This is a genomic window from Streptomyces sp. NPDC050704 (genome assembly GCF_040654355.1).
In the GTDB taxonomy this organism is placed as follows: Bacteria; Actinomycetota; Actinomycetes; order Streptomycetales; family Streptomycetaceae; genus Streptomyces.
This window is the reverse complement of record NZ_JBFAHW010000088.1, coordinates 1-18429: the sequence shown is the minus strand read 5'-3', so window position 1 is coordinate 18429 and position 18429 is coordinate 1. Positions and strand designations below refer to the sequence as shown.

Genomic DNA, 18429 nt, shown 5'->3' with positions numbered 1-18429 from the left:
CCGATCGGTCTGTGCGGCATGCGGCACCGGGCCGCGCACAGTCGCCATGGTGGGAGGAGGCGCTGAAGTCCGACTCAAGATCGGGTCAGTGCCGCCGCCCGGCCGAGGGCGGACGGCCCGGTCAGCCGGGCGGCGAGGGCGCCCTGGAAGTCGTCACGGTCGAGGAAGAAGTGGCCGCCCGGCACCAGCGCGAGCTCGAAGAGAGCCGAGCTCTCCCGCTCCCAGGCGAGCATGCCCGCCGGGTCGGTCAGCGGGTCCCTGCGCCCGGCGAAAGCGGCCACCGGCACATCGAGCCGGGGATACGCGGGACGCTCGTAGGTCTCCGCGATGCGCAGGTCGGCGCGGAGCGCGGGCATGAACAACTGCAGCAGGTCCGGCTCGTTCAGCAGCTCGTCGGGGACGCCGCCGAAGCGGCGCAGGCCTGCGATGAAGGCGTCGTCGGGCAGGTGGTGGATGGGCCGGTGGGCCAGCGGCTCACCGGGGCCGTTGCGCCCGGCGACCAGCAGCGCGGCCGGCGGGCGCCGCAGGCGGTGGGCGAGTTCGTACGCGAGCAGGGCGCCGAGGCTGTGGCCGAAGAGGGCGTACGGGCCCTCGCCGTCGGCGTCGATCGTGCGTACCAGGTCCGCCACGAGGGGCTCCAGCTCCGTGGCGAGCGGCTCGCGCATCCGGCCGCCGTGGCCCGGGAGGTCGAGCGGCACCAACCGCACGGCGGTGAGCACGCCCGCCAGCCGGCGGACGAAGGGAACGGGGCTGCCGCCGGCGTGGGGCAGGCAGTACAGCGTGAGTGAGGTCAAGGCGTCTCCCTTGAGTCAGTCATGAGCGCGGTGCAAGAACATCGGGACCGACTTCCCGCACTGATGGACAGCAAGGCGACCGCGGAGGTAACCCCGATGCCCGAACCGTCTGCCCCCCGGCACGCGGATCCCGGTGCCGACGATATCGCCGTCGTCGGAGCGGGGTGCAGGTTCCCCGGCGGGGTACGCAGTCTCGAAGCGCTCTGGCGGGTTCTCCTCGACGGGACGGACGTCGTCACCGAGGTCCCGCCGGACCGTTGGAACGGCGACTTCCACGACCCGGACCCGCGCACCCCCGGTGCCGCGTACTCCCGCGCCGGCGGCTTCCTGGAGGACATCGACCGGTTCGACGCGGAGTTCTTCGAGATCTCCCCCCGCGAGGCTCGCGAGATGGACCCGCAGCAGCGTCTGCTGCTGGAGGTCTCCCACGAGGCCATGGAGGACGCGGGCCGGCCCAGGGAGAGCTGGTACGGCAGCCGCACCAGCGTGTTCATGGGCGTCCTCGGCTCCGACTACCTGACGCTGCACACCAAGGCGGCGGGCACCAGGGCCATCGACCCCTACTACGCCACCGGCAAGGAGTTCAGCTTCGGCGTGGGCCGGATCTCGTACACGTTCGGTCTCCAGGGGCCGGCCATGGCGGTGAACACCGCCTGCTCGTCCTCGCTGGTCGCCGTCCACCTCGCCTGCCAGAGCCTGCGCTCCGGCGAGTCGGACACCGCGCTGGCCGGCGGCGTCAACGTGATCGTCACACCCGAGCTGACCGTGTTCATGAGCAAGGTGCAGGCGCTCTCGCCGACCGGCAGGTGCCGGCCGTTCGACGCGAAGGCCGACGGCGTCGTACGCGGCGAGGGCTGCGGTGTGGTGGTGCTCAAACGCCTCGCCGACGCGGTGCGCGACCACGACCGGATCCTCGGCGTCATCCGCGGCAGCGCGGTCAACCAGGACGGCCACAGCGCCGGCCTCACCGTGCCCAACGCCCGCGCCCAGCAGGCCCTGCTGACCGAGGCCCTGGAGCGCGCGGGTCTGTCCGCCGGCCAGCCCGCCTACGTGGAGGCGCACGGCACCGGCACCCCGCTGGGCGACCCGCTGGAGCTCTCCTCGCTGGCCGCCGTGTACGGCAGGGGACGCGAGGGGGAGCGTGCGCTGCTGGTCGGCTCGCACAAGGCCAACTTCGGTCACATGGACTCGGCGGCCGGGATCGCCGGGCTGCTGAAGACCCTGCTGGTGCTCCAGCGCCGCACGGTCCCGCCGCAGATCCACTTCACTTCGGCCCCCGCCCTGGACGAGGGCGCCGAGCAGGGCATCGCGGTACCGACCACCGCCGTGCCGCTCGGCCGGGCGCACATGTCGGACGGGAGTCTCTTCGCCGGCGTCAGCGCGTTCGGCCTGTCCGGCACCAACGCCCACGTCCTGCTCTCCGGCCCGCCCGCCGCCGCCCCCCAGGACTCCGGCGACGGTGCATCAGAGCCCGGCGCGCCCCGTCCGCACACGCTGCTGCTGTCCGCCACCACAGGCGAGGGCCTACGAGCCCTGGCCGGGGACTACGCGCGGCTCCTGGACGATGCCCCGGGCACGACGGAGGGCCGGGAGCGACCCGACCCGGCGCGGCTGGCGGCCGCGGCGGCGGTGCGGCGCACCCACGCCCGCCACCGGCTGGCCGTCGTCGGCGAGGAGCCGGCCGAACTGGCCGCCGCACTGCGCGCCTTCCACGCCGAGGTGCCCGACCAGGCACACGCCACCGGCCGCGCGGCGGAACAGCGTCCCCGGGTGGTGTACGTCTTCTCCGGCCAGGGCTCGCAGTGGCCGGGCATGGGGGTGCGGCTGTACGGCTCCGAGCCGGTGGTTCGCGAGACCCTCGACGAGTGCGACGCGCTGATCCGCGAACATGCCGGCTGGTCGCTCCTTGACGTCCTGCGCGACGACGACCCGGCCCGGCTGCGCGCCACCCGCTTCGCCCAGCCCGCGGTGTTCGCCCTGCAGACCGCGCTCGCCCGGCTGTGGCGGTCGTGGGGCGTCGGGCCCGACGCCGTCGTGGGGCACAGCATGGGCGAGGTCGCCGCGGCCTGCTGCTCGGGCGCCCTCACGCTGCACGACGCCGTACCGCTCATCGTCCACCGCGGCCTGCTGATGCAGCGGGCCACCGGCTCCGGAGGAATGCTCGCCGTCGGCATGGCGGCGGAGGAGGCCGACGCGTTCCTCGACGGCCACCCCGAGGTGTCGCTGGCCACGGTGAACGGCCCGCGGTCCGTGGTACTGGCCGGGCCCGCGCCGGCCCTCGCGACCGCGGCCGATGCCCTGCGCGCGCAGGGCGTCGACCCCGTCCCCCTGCCGGTGGACTACGCCTTCCACACCCCGCTGATGCGGCCGTACGCCGAGGAGCTGGAGGCCGCCGTCGCCGGCCTGCGGCCCGGCGACCATGCGGTCCGCTTCCTGTCCACCGCGGTCGCCGGCGCCGAGCCGCCGCCCCTGGACGCGGCGTACTGGGGCCGTAACGTGCGCGAGCCCGTGCTGTTCTGGCCTGCCGTGGACGCGCTGCTGGCGGGGCGGGACGAGCGGGGAGACGAGGAGGGAGTCGCCTTCGTCGAGATCGGCGCCCACCCGGTGCTGGGCCACCCGCTGCGCGAGGCGCTGACGCGCCGCGGCCGCACCGGCGTCGTCGTGGGGTCGCTGATCCGCGGGACGCGGGAGCGGACCGCGCTGGCCCGCCACCGCGCACAGCTGCACGTCGCCGGCGTGCGGGTCGACTGGTCCGCGGTGTACGGCGGTCCGGTCAGCCCCGTGTCCCTGCCGCCGCCCCGCTGGGCCGACGAGCGGTACTGGCTGCCCGGGGTGGTGCGGGGCAGCCAGTCGGGAGCGGTCCGCCCCGTCGACGGGCAAGGGGCGGTGCGCGCGGAGGTGCGGCTGTTCGACGCGCGAGGACGGCTGGTCGGGGAGGCCGTGACGACGCCGCCGGTGCCCGGCCGGGAACCGGTGTCCACTCCGACGGCCCGGGGGACGACGGAGCAGCCCGGGACCGAGCTGCACGGGCGGGAGCTCCCGGCGGCGGAGTCCGCGGCGGCGGGCGGCTCCCCCGCCGCCGCCGCGGACGCTCCGGACCGGGAACGCGTTGCCGCGACGGTGCAGGAGCGGCTGGCCGTCGTGCTGGGGCATGCCGCGGACAAGCGGCTGCCGCGCACCCGCGGGTTCCAGGAGCTGGGCGTCGACTCGTTGTCCGCGGTCGAGCTGGCCTCTCAGGTGAGGGCGGCGCTCGGCTGCGAAGTGGACGCCGCCGACGTCCTCGCCTACGCCACCGTCGACGCGCTCACCGACCACGTACTCCCCAGGCTTCCGAGCCGCCCGCCGGTGCCCGTCCCCGCGTCGAACGCCCTCTTCTCCGCCGTGGCCCCCGCCGCCGCGCATCTCACCGCCAGCACGGCCGGGCCGCCGCCTGCCGCAGGTCCCGAGCCGGTCGCGATCGTCGGGCTCGGCTGCCGGCTGCCGGGTGCTGACGGCCCCGAGGAGTTCTGGCGGCTGTTGTCCGAGCGCGGGGACGCCACCGGCGAGGTGCCGCCGCAGCGCTGGGACGCCGTCGCCCTGGCCGCCGCGGGCGGCGAGCAGCGGCCGGGCACCACCGTGACGACCCGCGGGGCGTTCCTGGACCGGGTGGACGGCTTCGACCACGGCTTCTTCCGCGTATCCCCGCGCGAGGCACGCAGCATGGACCCGCAGCAGCGGCTGTTCCTGGAGGTGGCCTGGGAGGCGCTGGACGACGCGGGGCTGACCGCCGACCGGCTGCGCGACAGCAGCACCGGGGTCTTCGTCGGGCTCAACACCACCGACTACCAGCAGTTGGTGACGTCCCGTCAGCAAGACGTCGACCTGTACTACGGCACGGGCAACTCCTTCAGCGGCACCGCCGGCCGGCTCTCGTACTTCCTGGGCGCCCGCGGCCCCAGCATGGCCGTCGACACCGCGTGCTCCTCCTCGCTGACCGCCGTGCACCTGGCCTGCCAGAGCCTGCGCAGCGGCGAGAGCGAGACGGCCGTCGCGGGCGGGGTCAATGTCATGTCGACGCCCACCGTCTTCCTCGCCATGTCGGCCGCCGGCGCCCTGGCACCCGACGGCCGGTGCAAGACGTTCGACGACAGCGCCGACGGCTACGGGCGTGGCGAGGGGGCCGGCGCCGTGGTGCTCAAGACGCTCTCCGCCGCGCTGCGCGACGGCGACCGGGTGTACGCGGTGATTCGCGGCAGCGCCGTCAACCAGGACGGCGCCAGCGGCGGGCTCACCGTGCCCAGCGGCCAGGCCCAGGAGGACGTGGTCCGAGCGGCCCTCGCGCAGGCGGGTGCCGCCTCCCGGGACGTGTCGTACGTCGAGGCGCACGGCACGGGCACCCGGCTCGGCGACGCCATCGAGCTGCGCGCCTTGGCCGCGGCGCTGGGTGAGGGCCGGTCGCCGGGAACGGGTGGGGAAGCGGGTGGGGAGCCGCCTCTGGTGGTCGGCTCGGTCAAGACCAACGTGGGCCATCTGGAGGCCGCCGCCGGGATCACCGGGCTCATCAAGACCGTGCTGGCGCTGGGCCACCGGAGCATCCCGCCGCACCTCCACTACTCCCGGCCGACCCGGCAGCTGGACTGGGACCGGCTGCCGCTGCGGGTCGCCGCCGAGAGCGTCCCGTGGCGCCGGAACGGCCGGCCGCGGCTGGCCGGGGTCAGCGCTTTCGGGTTCACCGGCACCAACGCCCATGTCGTGGTCGAGGAAGCCCCGGAACCGCCCCGCCCCGCGGCGCGGCCACGGGCCGGACGCCCGCTCGTACTCGCCGCGTCCGCGGCGACGCCGGCCGCGCTGCGCGAGGCCGCGGCTCGGCTCCACCGCCGGCTGGAGTCCGTGCCCGACGCCGCACTCGCCGACCTGTGCTGGACGTCCGGCGCCCGGCGCACCCACCACGAGCACCGGCTCGCCGTGGTCGGTGCCGACCGCCGCGAGCTGGCCGCCGGGCTCGCCGCCGCGAGGGAGGAGCCGACGGGGTCGGTACGGGCCGCCGGGGCGCGCGGCGTGTACGTCGGCACGGCGCGTCCGGGGGAGCGGCGCGGGCTGGCCTTCGCGTACGGTCACGCTTTGCCGGCCCTGCCCTGGGCGGAGTTCGCGGTGCTCGTCGAGGGCGACCCGGCCGTGCGCGCGGTGGTCGACGAGCTCGACGGGGCGGTGCGGGACGCGTTCGGCTTCTCCCCGGTCCAGGTATGGCGCGAGGGCTCGGACGGCACCGAGTCCGTCGCCCTCGCCTTCGCCGGCCATGTCGTACGAACCGCGCTGCTCGCGGCGTACGGCGTCACCCCGGACGTGACGGCGGGACACGGCGCGGGCGGTCCGGCCGCCGGATACTCGGCGGGCGAACTGGACTTGACGGCCGCCGTGCGACTGCTCGCCGAAGGGGCGAGCGGGCGGCACGAGCGGTCCATGCCGGACGGCGCCGAGGTGGTCCTCGACTTCGGCTTCGGGGCGCCGCACGACACCGGGAAGCAGTACGAGTACGTGCCGGCGCCGGCCGGCGCACGGGACCTGGCAGAAGCGGCGGCCGCCCTGCACGTGCACGGATGCCGGGTCGACTGGGACCAGCTCGTGCCCGGCGACCACCGGGTGACCACGCTGCCCGCGTACCCGTGGCAACGGCGGCGCCACTGGATCGCGCCGGAGCCCGTCGTGGCCGGCGTGGCTCCCGCCCCCGGGCTCTCCGCGGCACCGGCCAACGGCACTGCGGCCGCCACTGCGTCCAACGGCGCTGCGGGCAATGGCGCTGCGGTTGACGCTGCTGCGGCCAACGCTGCCGCGGCCAACAGCGCTCCGTCCAATGGTGCTGCGGCCAACGCTGCTCCGTCCAATGGTGCTTCGGCCGCTGCCCAGGCCAAGGGCGCTTCGGCCGCTGCCCAGGCCAACGGCACTGCGGCCGCCACCGCGTCCAACGGCACTGCGGCCGCCACCGCGTCCAACGGCGCTCCGGCCAACTCTGCCTCGGCCAACGGTGCTTCGGCCACAGCCCAGGCCAACGGCGCTGCGGCCGCCACCCCGGCCAACGGTGCCCAGGCCAAAGGCACCCCGGCGGGCGACGGACTTGTGGCCCGTCTCGCGGCCGCAGGTCCGCAGGCGCGTACGGACCTGCTCATCGACGCGCTGCTCGACCTCGCCTCCGACGTGCTGGGCGGCGTCGACGACCTGACGCCCGATCAGGGATTCTTCGAACTCGGCATGGACTCCGTGCTGTCCGCGCAGTTCAAGGTCCGCACGGAGCGGGCGCTGAGCGTGGAGCTGCCCGACACCGTGATGTTCGAGTGCCCCAACGTCCGGTCGTTCGCCCGCTTCATCCTCGACGACGTGCTCGCGCCGGTGCCGGTGCCGGCGCCCGCGGGCGCTCCGTACGTGGACGGTGCGGACAACGCCGATGTCACCGACAACACCGACGGCGCGGGCGCCGACGGCCTGAACACGCTCACGGACGACGAGTTGGTCGGACGGCTGCTGTCCGCCGTGGCCGACTCGGAATCGATGCTCGCCGAGGGAGACCGGTCATGACGCAGGACTACCGGGCCCGGCTCGTGGAGGCCGTGCGCACCATCGAGCGCCTGCAGGAGCGGGTGAGGAACGAGCGCGGCGGCCGGCTCGACGAGCCGATCGCCGTCGTGGGTCTCGGCTGCCGGCTGCCGGGCGGGGCGGACGGGCCGGAGTCGCTGTGGCGACTGCTCCGCGACGGCGTGGACGCCTCGTCGGAGTTCCCGGCCGAGCGGGCGGACATCGCGGAGTTCGCGGACCCCGACCCGGACGCCGCGGGCAAGGCGTACACGCTGCGCGGCGGCTTCCTCGGCCGGGTCGACCAGTTCGAGCCCGCGGTGTTCGGGATATCGCCGCGCGAGGCGCTGGGCATGGACCCCCAGCAACGGCTGGTCCTGGAGGTCGTCTGGGAGGCGCTGGAGCGGGCCGGATACGCACCCGACGGCCTGACCGACACCGCCACCGGCGTCTACCTGGGCGTGAGCACCACCGACTACGTGCGGCTGCGGCAGAGCCGGGGCGACATCCGCGACGTGGACGCGTACCAGCTGGTGGGCGAGCCGAGCTTCATCGCCGGCCGGGTGTCGTACACGCTCGGCCTCCAGGGGCCGAGCAAGGTCATCGACACCACGTGCTCGTCCTCGCTCGTCGCCCTGCACGAGGCATGCCAGGCACTGCGGCTGGGTGAGTGCGACATGGCGCTGGCAGGCGGTGTGAACCTGATACTGACGCCCTACGGCTTCGTACTGATGAGCAAGTTCCGCGCGTTGTCGCCCGAGGGCCGCTGCAAGACCTTCGACGCGAGCGCCGACGGCTACGCCCGCGGCGAGGGGGCTGGCGTGGTGGTGCTGAAGCGGCACTCCGACGCGCTGCGCGACGGCGACCGCGTGCTCGCGACCGTCCTCGGCTCCGCGGTCAACCACGACGGCCGCAGCAGCGGTCTCACCGTGCCCAACCCGGCCGCACAGCAGCGGGTCGTCAGGGCCGCCCTCGCGCAGGCCGGAACCGACCCCGGTGAAGTGGACTACGTGGAGGCGCACGGCACCGGCACCTCGCTCGGCGACCCGATCGAGCTGCGGGCGCTGGAGGCGGTCATCGGCCGCCACCGCGCGGAGCGCGGCCCACTCCTGGTCGGTTCGATCAAGACCAACGTCGGCCACCTGGAGTCCGCCGCGGGCATCGCCGGGTTCCTCAAGCTCGTTCTGGCGCTCCAGCACGGCGAGATCCCGCCGCACCTGCACTTCAACGAGCCCAACCCGAACGTCGACTGGGACCGGCTGCACATCGAGGTCGCCACCGGGCACCGTCCCTGGCCGGCGGGCGGCGGCCGCCGTGTTGGCGCGGTGAGCAGCTTCGGCGCCAGCGGCACCAACGCGCACGCCGTCGTCGCCTCGCCTCCCGCGGACGGGCCGCAGGAGACCGGCGGCGCGACGCCCGAGGGCGGTCCTGACGTGCTGGTGATGTCCGCCCGCACCCGGGAGGCGCTGACCGAACTCGCCGGGGCCTACCGGCGGCGGCTGCGCTCCGGCCCGGACCTGACCCTGCGCGACGTCTGCGGCACGACCCAGACCGGCCGGGCCAGGCAGACGCACGGCCTCGCCGTCAGCGCCGACTCCCTCGACGGCCTCGCCGACGCCCTGGACGCCCACCTGCACGGGGAGCCGGACCTCCGGGCGGCCGCGGTGACGCTGCCGGTGCACAAGCACCGCAAGACCGCGTGGCTGTTCACCGGCCAGGGCGCCCAGTACGCGGGCATGGCGCGCGGGCTGACGGCCGAGCCGGCCTTCCGGGAGGCGTTCGAGGAGTGCGCGGTCCGCTTCGACGCGGTGCTCGACCGGCCGCTGCGGTCCGTGATCTGGCCGCGGGAGGGCGAGCCCACCCCGATCGACGACACCCGCTACACCCAACCCGCCCTGTTCGCGGTGGAGTACGCGCTGGCGCGGATGTGGCAGTCCTGGGGGCTGCGCCCGACCGCGCTGCTCGGCCACAGCATCGGGGAGATCGCCGCGGCCTGCTTCGCCGGTGTCTTCGGCCTGGACGACGCGGTGGGACTGGTCGCCGCCCGAGCGGAGCTGATGGCCCGGCTGCCCGCCGGCGGGGTGATGGCCGCGGTCGAGTGCGACGAGGAGACGGCCGCGGCGGCGGTCGCGCCGTTCGCGGAGACGGTGTCGGTCGCCGCCGTCAACGGCCCGCGGAGCGTGGTGATCTCCGGCGCCGCCGCGGCCGTCGACGCCGTCCTGGCGGGCCTGGGCGAGCAGGGCGCGGCCGCCCGGCGGCTCGGAGTCTCGCACGCCTTCCACTCGCCGCTGCTGCGGCCGATGCTCGCCGACTTCCGGGCGGCCTGCGAGAAACTCACGTACGGCGCCCCGGCCGTCCCGCTGATCTCCAACGTCACCGGGGAGCCGCTGCGGCCCGAGGACATCGGCCCCGACTACTGGGTGCGCCATGCCGCCGGCACCGTCCGCTTCCACGACGGGCTGAGCCGGCTCCACGCGGACGGCGTGCGCACCTTCCTGGAGGTCGGACCCGCCCCGGTGCTGCTGGGTCTCGGCCGACGGACCTTCGACGGGCCGGAGTGTGCCTGGATCCCGTCGCTGCGCCGCTCGCCTGCCGCGGGGCCGGCCCGCCGCGACACGCCGGTGCTCGACGACCGCTCCGCCGTCCGGCAGGCGCTGGGCGTGCTGCACCTGCGCGGCGGGTCGGTGGACTGGGCGGCCGTCCACGGCGGGCATCCGCACCGCCGGGTGCCGCTGCCGACCACCGTGTGGCGGGGGGAGTCGTACTGGTTCGAGGAGCGGCGCGCGCCCGAGGCAGGCCTGCCCGGCACGCCGGTGCCCGGCCTCGGGCGGCGGCTGCGCGGCCCCGTTCCGACCTACGAGGTGAGCCTCGCGGACTCCGTCTGGCAGTCGTATGCCAGGACCGGCGCCGATGGGCAGCGCTTCCTGTCGGCCGGTGCCGTCGTCGACGCGGCGGTGACCGCGGCGGCGGACGCGTTCGGCGGGAGCCGGCCCTGCCTGGAGGAGCTGGCGGTGGCGCAGCGGGTACCCATGGACGACGACGACCGGGTACTGCAGATCACCGTCACCCAGGACGCCGACGGGCGGGCCGCGTTCACCGTGCACAGCCAGTGCCCCGACCAGGAGGCGTTCGGCGCGCCCTGGCTGCGACACGCGCGCGGCGTGCTGCGCCGCCGGGGCCCGGGCCGCGCACACCACCCCGGCGACGAGCCGGGACTCAAACATTCGGCGTACGAGGACACGGTGCCCTACGACACCGCGTCCCTGTCCTCCGCGCTGACCGACGCCCTGACCGGCGCGCAGCACGGCGGTGCCGGCGTGCTGGTGGCGCTCGCCCCGGGTGCAGGCCGGCGCGGAACCGGCTGGGCCGAGCCGCTGGACGCCGCCGTGGCCGCGCTGTCCTGGGCCGCCGAGCAGGACTCCGCGGGCGTCGCCGACGTGCTCACCGAGGCCGTCTGCGAGGACCCGGCGCGGGTGCGGTACGTGCACGCCACGGCCGCCGGGCGGGCGGACGGCCGGATCGCCGGTGAGGTGGAGTTCTACGCCGAGGACGGCGAGCGGATCGGCGGCGTGCGCGCGCTGCGGCTCGTACCGCCGGAGGCGATGCCGGGGGAGAGCACGCCGTGGCGGCGCCCGGAGGAGCTGCTGCAGCGCGTCGAGTGGCAGCCGGCACCGCCGGCCGCGGCGCCCGAGCGGCTGGCGGGCGAGAGTTTCCTGCTGCTTCCGGAGCGGGGCTGCGTGTCCGAGCGGCTCGCCACGGAGCTGCGGCGGCGCGGTGCGCACTGCATGGTCGCGGCGGACGGCGACGCCGGTTCCGGAGCGGGTGACCTGGTCGCCCGCTGGCGGGCGGAGGCCGAACAGGCCGGCTGCGCGGACGCGGCGGGCCGGGTGATCGTGGCGACCGGCCTCGACGCCCCCGACCCCCGGACCGCCGGTGCGCAGGAGCTGGAGGAGTTCCGCGACCGGACCGAGCTCGCGGCCATCGCCGTCGTCCAGGCGCTGGCCGCCAGGACCGACTGCGCGCGGACCACCCTCTGCCTGCTCACCCGGGGCACCGTGGCGGCCGGGCCCGGCCCGGCGGAGGTGAACCCGTTCGGTGCCACCCTCTGGGGACTCGGCCGGGTCGTGGCGCTGGAGCACCCCGAGCACTGGGGCTGCGCCGTGGACCTCGACCCCGCGGGGCCGGACCCGGCGCAGGCCGCCACGCTGCTGGACGCCCTGTACGACGCGGGGGCCGAGGACCAGCAGGCGCTGCGCGGCCGGGACCGGTACGTCGCCCGGCTGGTGCCGCACCGGCCTGAGACCGCCCAGGACGGCGCCCCCGACGTCCACCGGGCCGGGACGTACCTCGTCACGGGCGCCTTCGGCGGCATCGGACAGCTGCTCTGCCGCTGGCTCGCCACCCGCGGGGCGGGCCGTCTCGTCCTGCTCGGCCGCACCCCCCTGCCGGTACGCGAGCAGTGGGACCTGCCCGGCCAGGACCCGGCGGTCCGCGAACGGATCGCGCTGGTGCGGGACCTGGAGGCGTCGGGTGCGCTGGTCGAGGTGGTGAGCGCCGACGTGTGCGACGCCGAACGGCTGTCCGCGGCCGTGGAGGCCGCGGACGACGACGCGTACCCGCTGCGCGGCGTGGTGCACGCGGCGGGCGTGTCGGCGCCGCAGTTCCTCCGCGACATCCCGGTCGGCGACGCGCGTGACTACCGCGCCGTCTGGCGGCCCAAGGTGCTCGGCGGCTGGCTGCTGCACCGCCTGACCGACGGCATGGACCTGGACTTCTTCCTGGGCTTCTCGTCCATCGCCGCCACCTGGGGCTCGCAGCACCTGGCCGGCTACGCCGCCGCCAACGCCTTCCTCGACGGCCTCGCCGAGCACCGGCACGGCCTCGGCCGGGCGGCGCTCACGGTCAGCTGGGGACCGTGGGACCTGCCGTCCGGCCTGTTCGACGACGAGGTCCTGAGCTTCCTGACCTCCGCCGGCCTGCGCGTCCTCGCGGCCCCGCAGTGCCTGCGGCTGCTGGGCCGGCTGCTGGCGGACGGGACGTACCCGAACGCCGTGGTGTGTGCCGCGGACTGGGGGGTTTTCAAGCCGGTCATGGAGGTGCGCGGGGACCGGCCGCTGCTGCGCACCGTGGAGGTGGCCGAGGAGCTGCCGGACGACGGGCCGAGCCCCGTGCTGAAGGAACTGGAGGACGCCGCCGGTCCCGAGGAGCGCCGCGAGGCCGTCGCCCGCTATCTGCGCCGCGTGCTGGGCGACGTGCTGGGCGTCGGAGAGGCCGCCATCGCGCCCGAGGCGGACGTGATGGCGTACGGGCTCGACTCGCTGATGGCGATGGACGTCATCCGGCGCGCCAAGCAGGACCTGCGGGTCTCCGTCCGGCCGAACCGGCTGTTCGAACGCACCGCACTCGACGACTGGGTACACGTCTTCGTGACCGAGCTCGGCGGCACGGCCGGGGCCGCGGAGCCCACGGCGGAGAGTGCCGGGACCGGCCGTCCGGCGATGACGGAGCCGGCGGCCATCGCCGCGGACGTCGCGCTCGACCCGGACATTCGCCCCGGTGCCCCGCCCACCGGCCGGCACACCGACCCACGGGAGGTGCTGCTCACCGGCGCCACCGGCTTCCTCGGGGCCTACCTGCTCGACGAGTTGCTGGCCGGCACGGAGGCAAGCGTGTGGTGCCTGGTGCGCTGCTCCGACCCCGCGGAAGGGCTGGCCCGCGTCCGGGCCAACGCCGAGCGCTATCTGCCGTGGCGCGCGGACGCCGAACACCGCGTCCGGGTACTTCCCGGCGATCTGGCGAAGCCGCTGCTCGGCCTGTCCGAGCCGGAGTTCGACGACCTGGCGGGCCGCGTGGACGCGATCTACCACAACGGCGCGCTGGTCAACTTCTCGTACACCTACGAGCAGTGCCGGGCGGCGAACCTGACCGGGAGCGAGGAGATCCTGCGGCTGGCCTGCCGCGGCCCGCTCACACCGGTGAGCCACGTCTCCACGTACGGCATCTGGGGCGTGCCGAGGGACGGCAGGACGGTCGTCCGCGAGGACGACGACATCGCCGAGGCGGGGCGTCTTGTCACCGGCTACGTGCAGACCAAGTGGGCGGCCGAGCGGCTGATGGAGCTGGCGCGCGAGCGGGGGATCCCGGTGGATGTCCACCGCCCCGGCCGGGTGCTCGGCGACTCCCGGACCGGCGCCTGCCTGACCACGCACTTCACCATCAGGGTGATCAAGGGCTGTATCCAGCTCGGCCTGGCGCCGGAGCTGGACCTGGAGATCGAGATGACACCGGTGGACTTCGTCACCCGGTCACTGGTGGCGATCTCGCTGCGCGAGCACGCCTTCGGGGAGACGTACCACCTCGTCAACCGGCGCCGGACGACCTTCCGTGAACTGGTGGCCGCCATGGCCGACCGCGGCTGGGAGCTGAAGTCCGTGCCCGTGGAGGCGTGGTGGTCGGCCCTGCGGGACGGCTTCGCCGAGCGGGACAACGAACTGCACCCGGTCATGGACGTGGTGGAGGAGTTCGTCGTGGGCGGCGAGGAGGCCGTCGACTACGACGCCGCCCACGTCGAGCGCGCCCTCGAAGGCGGCGGCTCCTGCCCGCCGCTGGACCGGCGGCTGCTCGGCACGTACTTCGACTGGCTGGTGCGCACCGGATACCTGCCCGAACCGCCCGGGTGACGGCGGCGGGGCGACCGACACCGATGAAGGGAGGCCGGATGTCCCCGGCCACGAGCAAGAGCGCCAGGACCCCGCGGAAGAGCGAGGTCCCGAACCCCGAGTACGACATCGTCATCCTGGGCTCCGGGCTCGCCGGCACCACGCTGGCGGCATGCCTGGCCAAGGGCGGCGCGAACGTGCTGATCGTCGACGCGGGGAGCCATCCGCGGTTCGCGGTCGGCGAGTCGACGATCCCGTACACGTCGATGCTGCTGCGGCTGGTCAGCGAGCGGTACGGGGTGCCCGAGATCAAGTGGCTGACGACCTTCGAGTCGGTGCAGTCGAAGATCACGCCGAACTGCGGAATCAAGCGGAACTTCGGCTTTCTTTACCATCGGGAGGGCCAGCGGCAGAACCCGGTGGAGGCGCACCAGTTCCCGATCCCGAAGATCACTCACACCGAGAACCACTTCTTCCGCCAGGACATCGATGCCTGGATGCTGGCGGTCGCGGTGGACTACGGCGTCGACGTACGGCAGAAGACCGCCGTCGACGACGTGAAGATCGACGACGACGGCGTCACGGTGCTCGTCGAGCGCGGGGATCCGGTGCGGGCGAAGTTCGTGGTGGACGCCAGCGGATTCCGCTCGCCGCTCGCGCGCCGGTTCGACCTGCGCGAGGAACCGACCCGGCTGCGGCACCACTCGCGGTCGCTGTTCACGCACATGGTCGGCGTCGAGCCGTACGAGAACACCGTCCCCAAGGGCATCCACGGCAACCCCAGCCGGTGGAGCCAGGGCACGCTGCACCACCTCTTCGACGGCGGCTGGACCTGGGTGATCCCCTTCGACAACCACTCGCGGGCCATCAACCCGCTGTGCAGCGTCGGCCTCAGCCTGGACCCGCGCATGCACCCCGAGCCCGACTGCTCGCCGGCCGAGGAGTTCGACCGCTGGCTGAAGAGCTACCCGGACGCCGCGCGGCAGTTCAAGAACGCCCGCCCGGTACGCGAGTGGGTGCGCACGGGACGTCTGCAGTACTCGTCGAAGCAGACCGTCGGCTACCGCTGGTGCCTGACCTCGCACGCGGCGGGCTTCATCGACGCCCTCTTCTCCCGAGGGCTGTCCAACACGATGGAGATCGTCAACGCGCTGGCCTGGCGGCTGCTCGACGCGATCCGCGACGACGACTTCGACGTCGAGCGGTTCCGCTACGTGCAGGAACTGGAGCAGGGCCTGCTGGACTTCAACGACGACCTGGTGGCCAACTCGTACACCTCGTTCCGGGACTTCGACCTCTGGGACGCCTGGTTCCGGGTCTGGTCGCTGGGCCAGGTCATGGCCACCATGGAGATCAACCGGACCTACGCGCGCTACCTGGACAGCCGTGACAACGCCGACCTGACGCGCCTCGCGGGCCTCGCGCCGTCCGGGTCCATCCCGGACTACCCGCCGCTGCGCAGGCTGCTGAAGGAGGTGAGCGAGCTGACCCAGGCGGTGCAGGTCGGCCGGAGCGACCCCAAGGAGGCGGCGGCGGGCATCATGCGGCTGCTGGCCGCGGCGGACTACGTACCGCCCATGTTCGGCCTCTCCGACCCGGACAACCGGTGGTTCCACGCGACCAACGTCAAGGCGGTGCAGGCGCTGCTCTGGGCGCGCAACGCACCGTCGCGGGAGATCGGCGACCTGGTGCTGGAGGGCTGGGGCCTGTTCATGAAGAAGCGGTTCTCGCGGGACGAGTTCGCGTTCACCGAGGAGCTGAAGAACGCCGTGGCGTCCTGGCCGGTGGTCGGCGCCAAACTGCGGACCAAGAAGTACTGAGGAGGCCGTCATGGGAGAGCCGACACCTGCGGCGCGAAACGCCGCCGACCCGGGCCACCGCTACGACGTCGCGGTGCTCGGCGACCACCTGTCCTGCGGTCTGCTCGCCGCCGTGCTCGCCCGCCAGGGCCTGTCCGTCCTGCTGGCGGGCTCGGGGGAGCCCGGCGAGGAGGCGGCGGGCGAGACGACGGTGCCGTACACGGCGGAGGTCTTCACGCTGCTCGCCCGCCGCTACGACGTGCCGGAGATCGCGGCCTTCGGGCTCACCTCGGGGCTGCCGGCCGAAGTGCGCCGCACCAGCGGCGTCAAGCGCAGTCTCGGCTTTCTCTACCATCACCCGGACGTGGCGCAGCGACCGGAGGAGACGGTCCAGTTCAACGTGCCCGGCGAACACACGGAGTGGCACGTCTACCGCCCCAGCGCGGACCTGCACGCCCGGTCGATCGCCCTGCGCCATGGCGCCGCCGCCGTGCCGGTCCGCGGCCTGCCCGTCGACGTGCGGGTGGCGGACGACGGAGTGGAGATCGACGCGGCGGGGCAGACCTACCGGGCGGAGTACGTCGTGGACGGCAGCGGTCCGGGGTCACCACTGCTGGCCCGGCTGCGCCCCGCACTCTCCGGCGACCAGGAGCTGCGGCACCGCTCACGGGAGATCAGCACGCACATGCGGGGGGTCAGGCCGTACGAGGAGACCGTACCGAAGGCCGCCTATCCGAAGGCCTCGGCCTTCTCGCACGGGACGCTGCACCACATCTGCCGCGACGGCTGGCTCCAGGTCGTCCCGTTCGACAACCATCCCGACAGCGTCAACCCGCTCTGCAGTGTCACCATGAGTGTGGAGCCCGACGCTTTCCCGCGGGACCTGCCGGCCGCGGAGGTGTTCCAGCGGATGATCGGCCGATTCCCTTCCGTGGCACGCCAGTTCGAGGGCGCCGAGGCCGTCCGGCCGTGGTCGGACGCGCCGCGCCGGCAGCGGCTGGTGGGGCCGGCGGCGGGCCGGCGCTACTTCCTGTTCGAGCGCACCGCGGCACGCAACGACATGTTCCTCTCCCGGGACATCACCACCGGCGCCGAGACGGTGCACTGCCTCGCCGCGGCGCTCATCCGGGCCGCGCGCGAGAAGGACTGGGACAGCGTCGAGCTCAAAGAGGCCGCGGCCTTCCAGGAGCGGCTGACGCTGTTCAACGACACCATCCTGGCGGCGGCCCGCGGGGCGTGTGCGAGCTTCCCGCTGTGGAACGCCTTCTCCCGGGTGTGGCTCCTCTGGCAGATCCTGGCCGCGCTCTCCCTCAAGCAGGCGCGTAACGCCTGTCTGGCCGGCGGCGCGGGCGGGGCGTGGACCGAGGTCGAGCACTACGCCGACGGCGGGCTGTGGTTCCCCGCGCCCAAGGGGCTGGAGGCCCTCATGGCCGACTCCTTCGAGGACTGCGTCCGCGTACGCGACGGGCGGATGGACCCCGACGAGGCGGCCGACCGGATTTTCGGCCGGCTGCGCGCCGCGCCCCTGGTGCCGCCGCTGTACCGCTTCGCCAGTCCGCGCGCCCGCTACTACTACTTCACGCTGCCGCGCAGGCTGCGCACCCTGCTGTGGACCAAGACCACCGCACCCCCGGAGTTCCGCCACATGCTGACGAAGGAGAACATTTCCGCGGCCCCGCCCGCGGTCGAGTAGCGCGTCGCGGAGTGGACTCTCCCACTTCGTGCTTCCAGGAAGTCATCATGCGGTAAATAATGGGTGGCACCCGCATGCTGCAGAGCGTCAGTTCATGACCTGCCAGGCGCCGAGTCAGGCCTGCGGCACGCGTCGGACTGCGATCCAGGGAGCATGCAATGGCAACGTCACCCGAGGCGGAAGGCTCCATCGGCACCTCCCGCTCCGAGGCCACCCGGCGGCGCACCGGGCGCCGGCCGGGGGACAGCGGCAGTCGGCAGATGATCCTCCAGGCGGCCCGCAAGGTCTTCGCGCAGCACGGCTACGGCGCGGCGACGATGCGGGCCATCGCCCGCGAGGCCGGGGTCGACACCGCGCTGATCCACCACTACTTCGCCACGAAGAGCGGTCTGTTCGCCACCGCGATCCAGGACGGTTACCCCGCGGCGGAGGTCATCCAGCGGACCGTGCTGCCGGGGCCCCTCGACGACCTGGGCGCCCGGTTCATACGCGGCTATCTGGCGCTGTGGAACAACCCGGACACCAGGGACCCGATGCTCGCGGTCATCCGCTCGGCGATCACGAACGACGAGGCCGCCGGCATCATGGCCGGCTTCATCGCCGACAACGTGGTCAGGCCGGTGGTGCGGGAGCTGGACACCACCGAGCCGGAGCTGCGGGCCACGCTGGTGGGCACGCAGCTCGTCGGGCTGGCCGTGGCACGGTATCTGCTCAAGGTCGAGCCGTTGGCGTCGCTGGACGAGGAGACGCTGATCCGGATCTGTGCCCCCTTGATCCAGCGGTGCCTCACCGGGAGTCTCGACTCCCCGGCAGAGCTGGGCGGCGAGCCCGTCGGCCGTCTGCGGAGCGTCTGGCCGGCCGCTCCGCAGACGCTCTTCCAGGAGCCCCAATAACGAAAAAGCGCGCCGTGGAGCGGTAAGGGGTACACCCCAGAGGGGAAG

Annotated in this window: 6 protein-coding genes; 5 read left to right on the top strand and 1 reads right to left on the bottom strand. The window is 74.1% G+C overall.

Features of this window, described 5'->3' with window-relative positions; all coding sequences use genetic code 11:
- Positions 1-74: 74 nt before the first annotated feature.
- Entirely contained in the window at positions 75-794 is a 720-nt protein-coding gene (locus AB0I18_RS37075; RefSeq protein WP_363110098.1) for an alpha/beta fold hydrolase, read from the bottom strand.
- A 96-nt stretch (positions 795-890) separates the two neighbouring features.
- On the opposite strand from AB0I18_RS37075, the gene AB0I18_RS37070 reads away from it, so the two are divergent.
- From AB0I18_RS37070 to AB0I18_RS37050, 5 genes are all read left to right on the top strand, one after another.
- A complete protein-coding gene (locus tag AB0I18_RS37070; protein WP_363110097.1) occupies positions 891-7343 on the top strand; it encodes a beta-ketoacyl synthase N-terminal-like domain-containing protein in 6453 nt (2150 codons plus the stop codon).
- The gene (locus tag AB0I18_RS37065) at positions 7340-14017 is read left to right on the top strand and encodes a thioester reductase domain-containing protein (protein WP_363110096.1); all 6678 of its coding nucleotides are present in this window, start codon (positions 7340-7342) and stop codon (positions 14015-14017) included. The genes AB0I18_RS37070 and AB0I18_RS37065 overlap by 4 nt, the downstream gene beginning before the upstream one ends.
- 38 nt (positions 14018-14055) lie before the next feature.
- Positions 14056-15816 carry an NAD(P)/FAD-dependent oxidoreductase gene (locus AB0I18_RS37060; protein WP_363110095.1) on the top strand — a complete coding sequence of 587 codons (1761 nt, stop codon included), beginning with the start codon at positions 14056-14058 and terminating at the stop codon, positions 15814-15816.
- A gap of 10 nt (positions 15817-15826) precedes the next feature.
- Entirely contained in the window at positions 15827-17488 is a 1662-nt protein-coding gene (locus tag AB0I18_RS37055) for a hypothetical protein (protein ID WP_363110094.1), read from the top strand.
- Positions 17489-17646: 158 nt separating this feature from the next.
- Positions 17647-18381: a TetR family transcriptional regulator gene (locus AB0I18_RS37050; protein WP_363110093.1), complete on the top strand. Its 735-nt coding sequence runs from the start codon at positions 17647-17649 to the stop codon at positions 18379-18381.
- Positions 18382-18429: the final 48 nt, after the last annotated feature.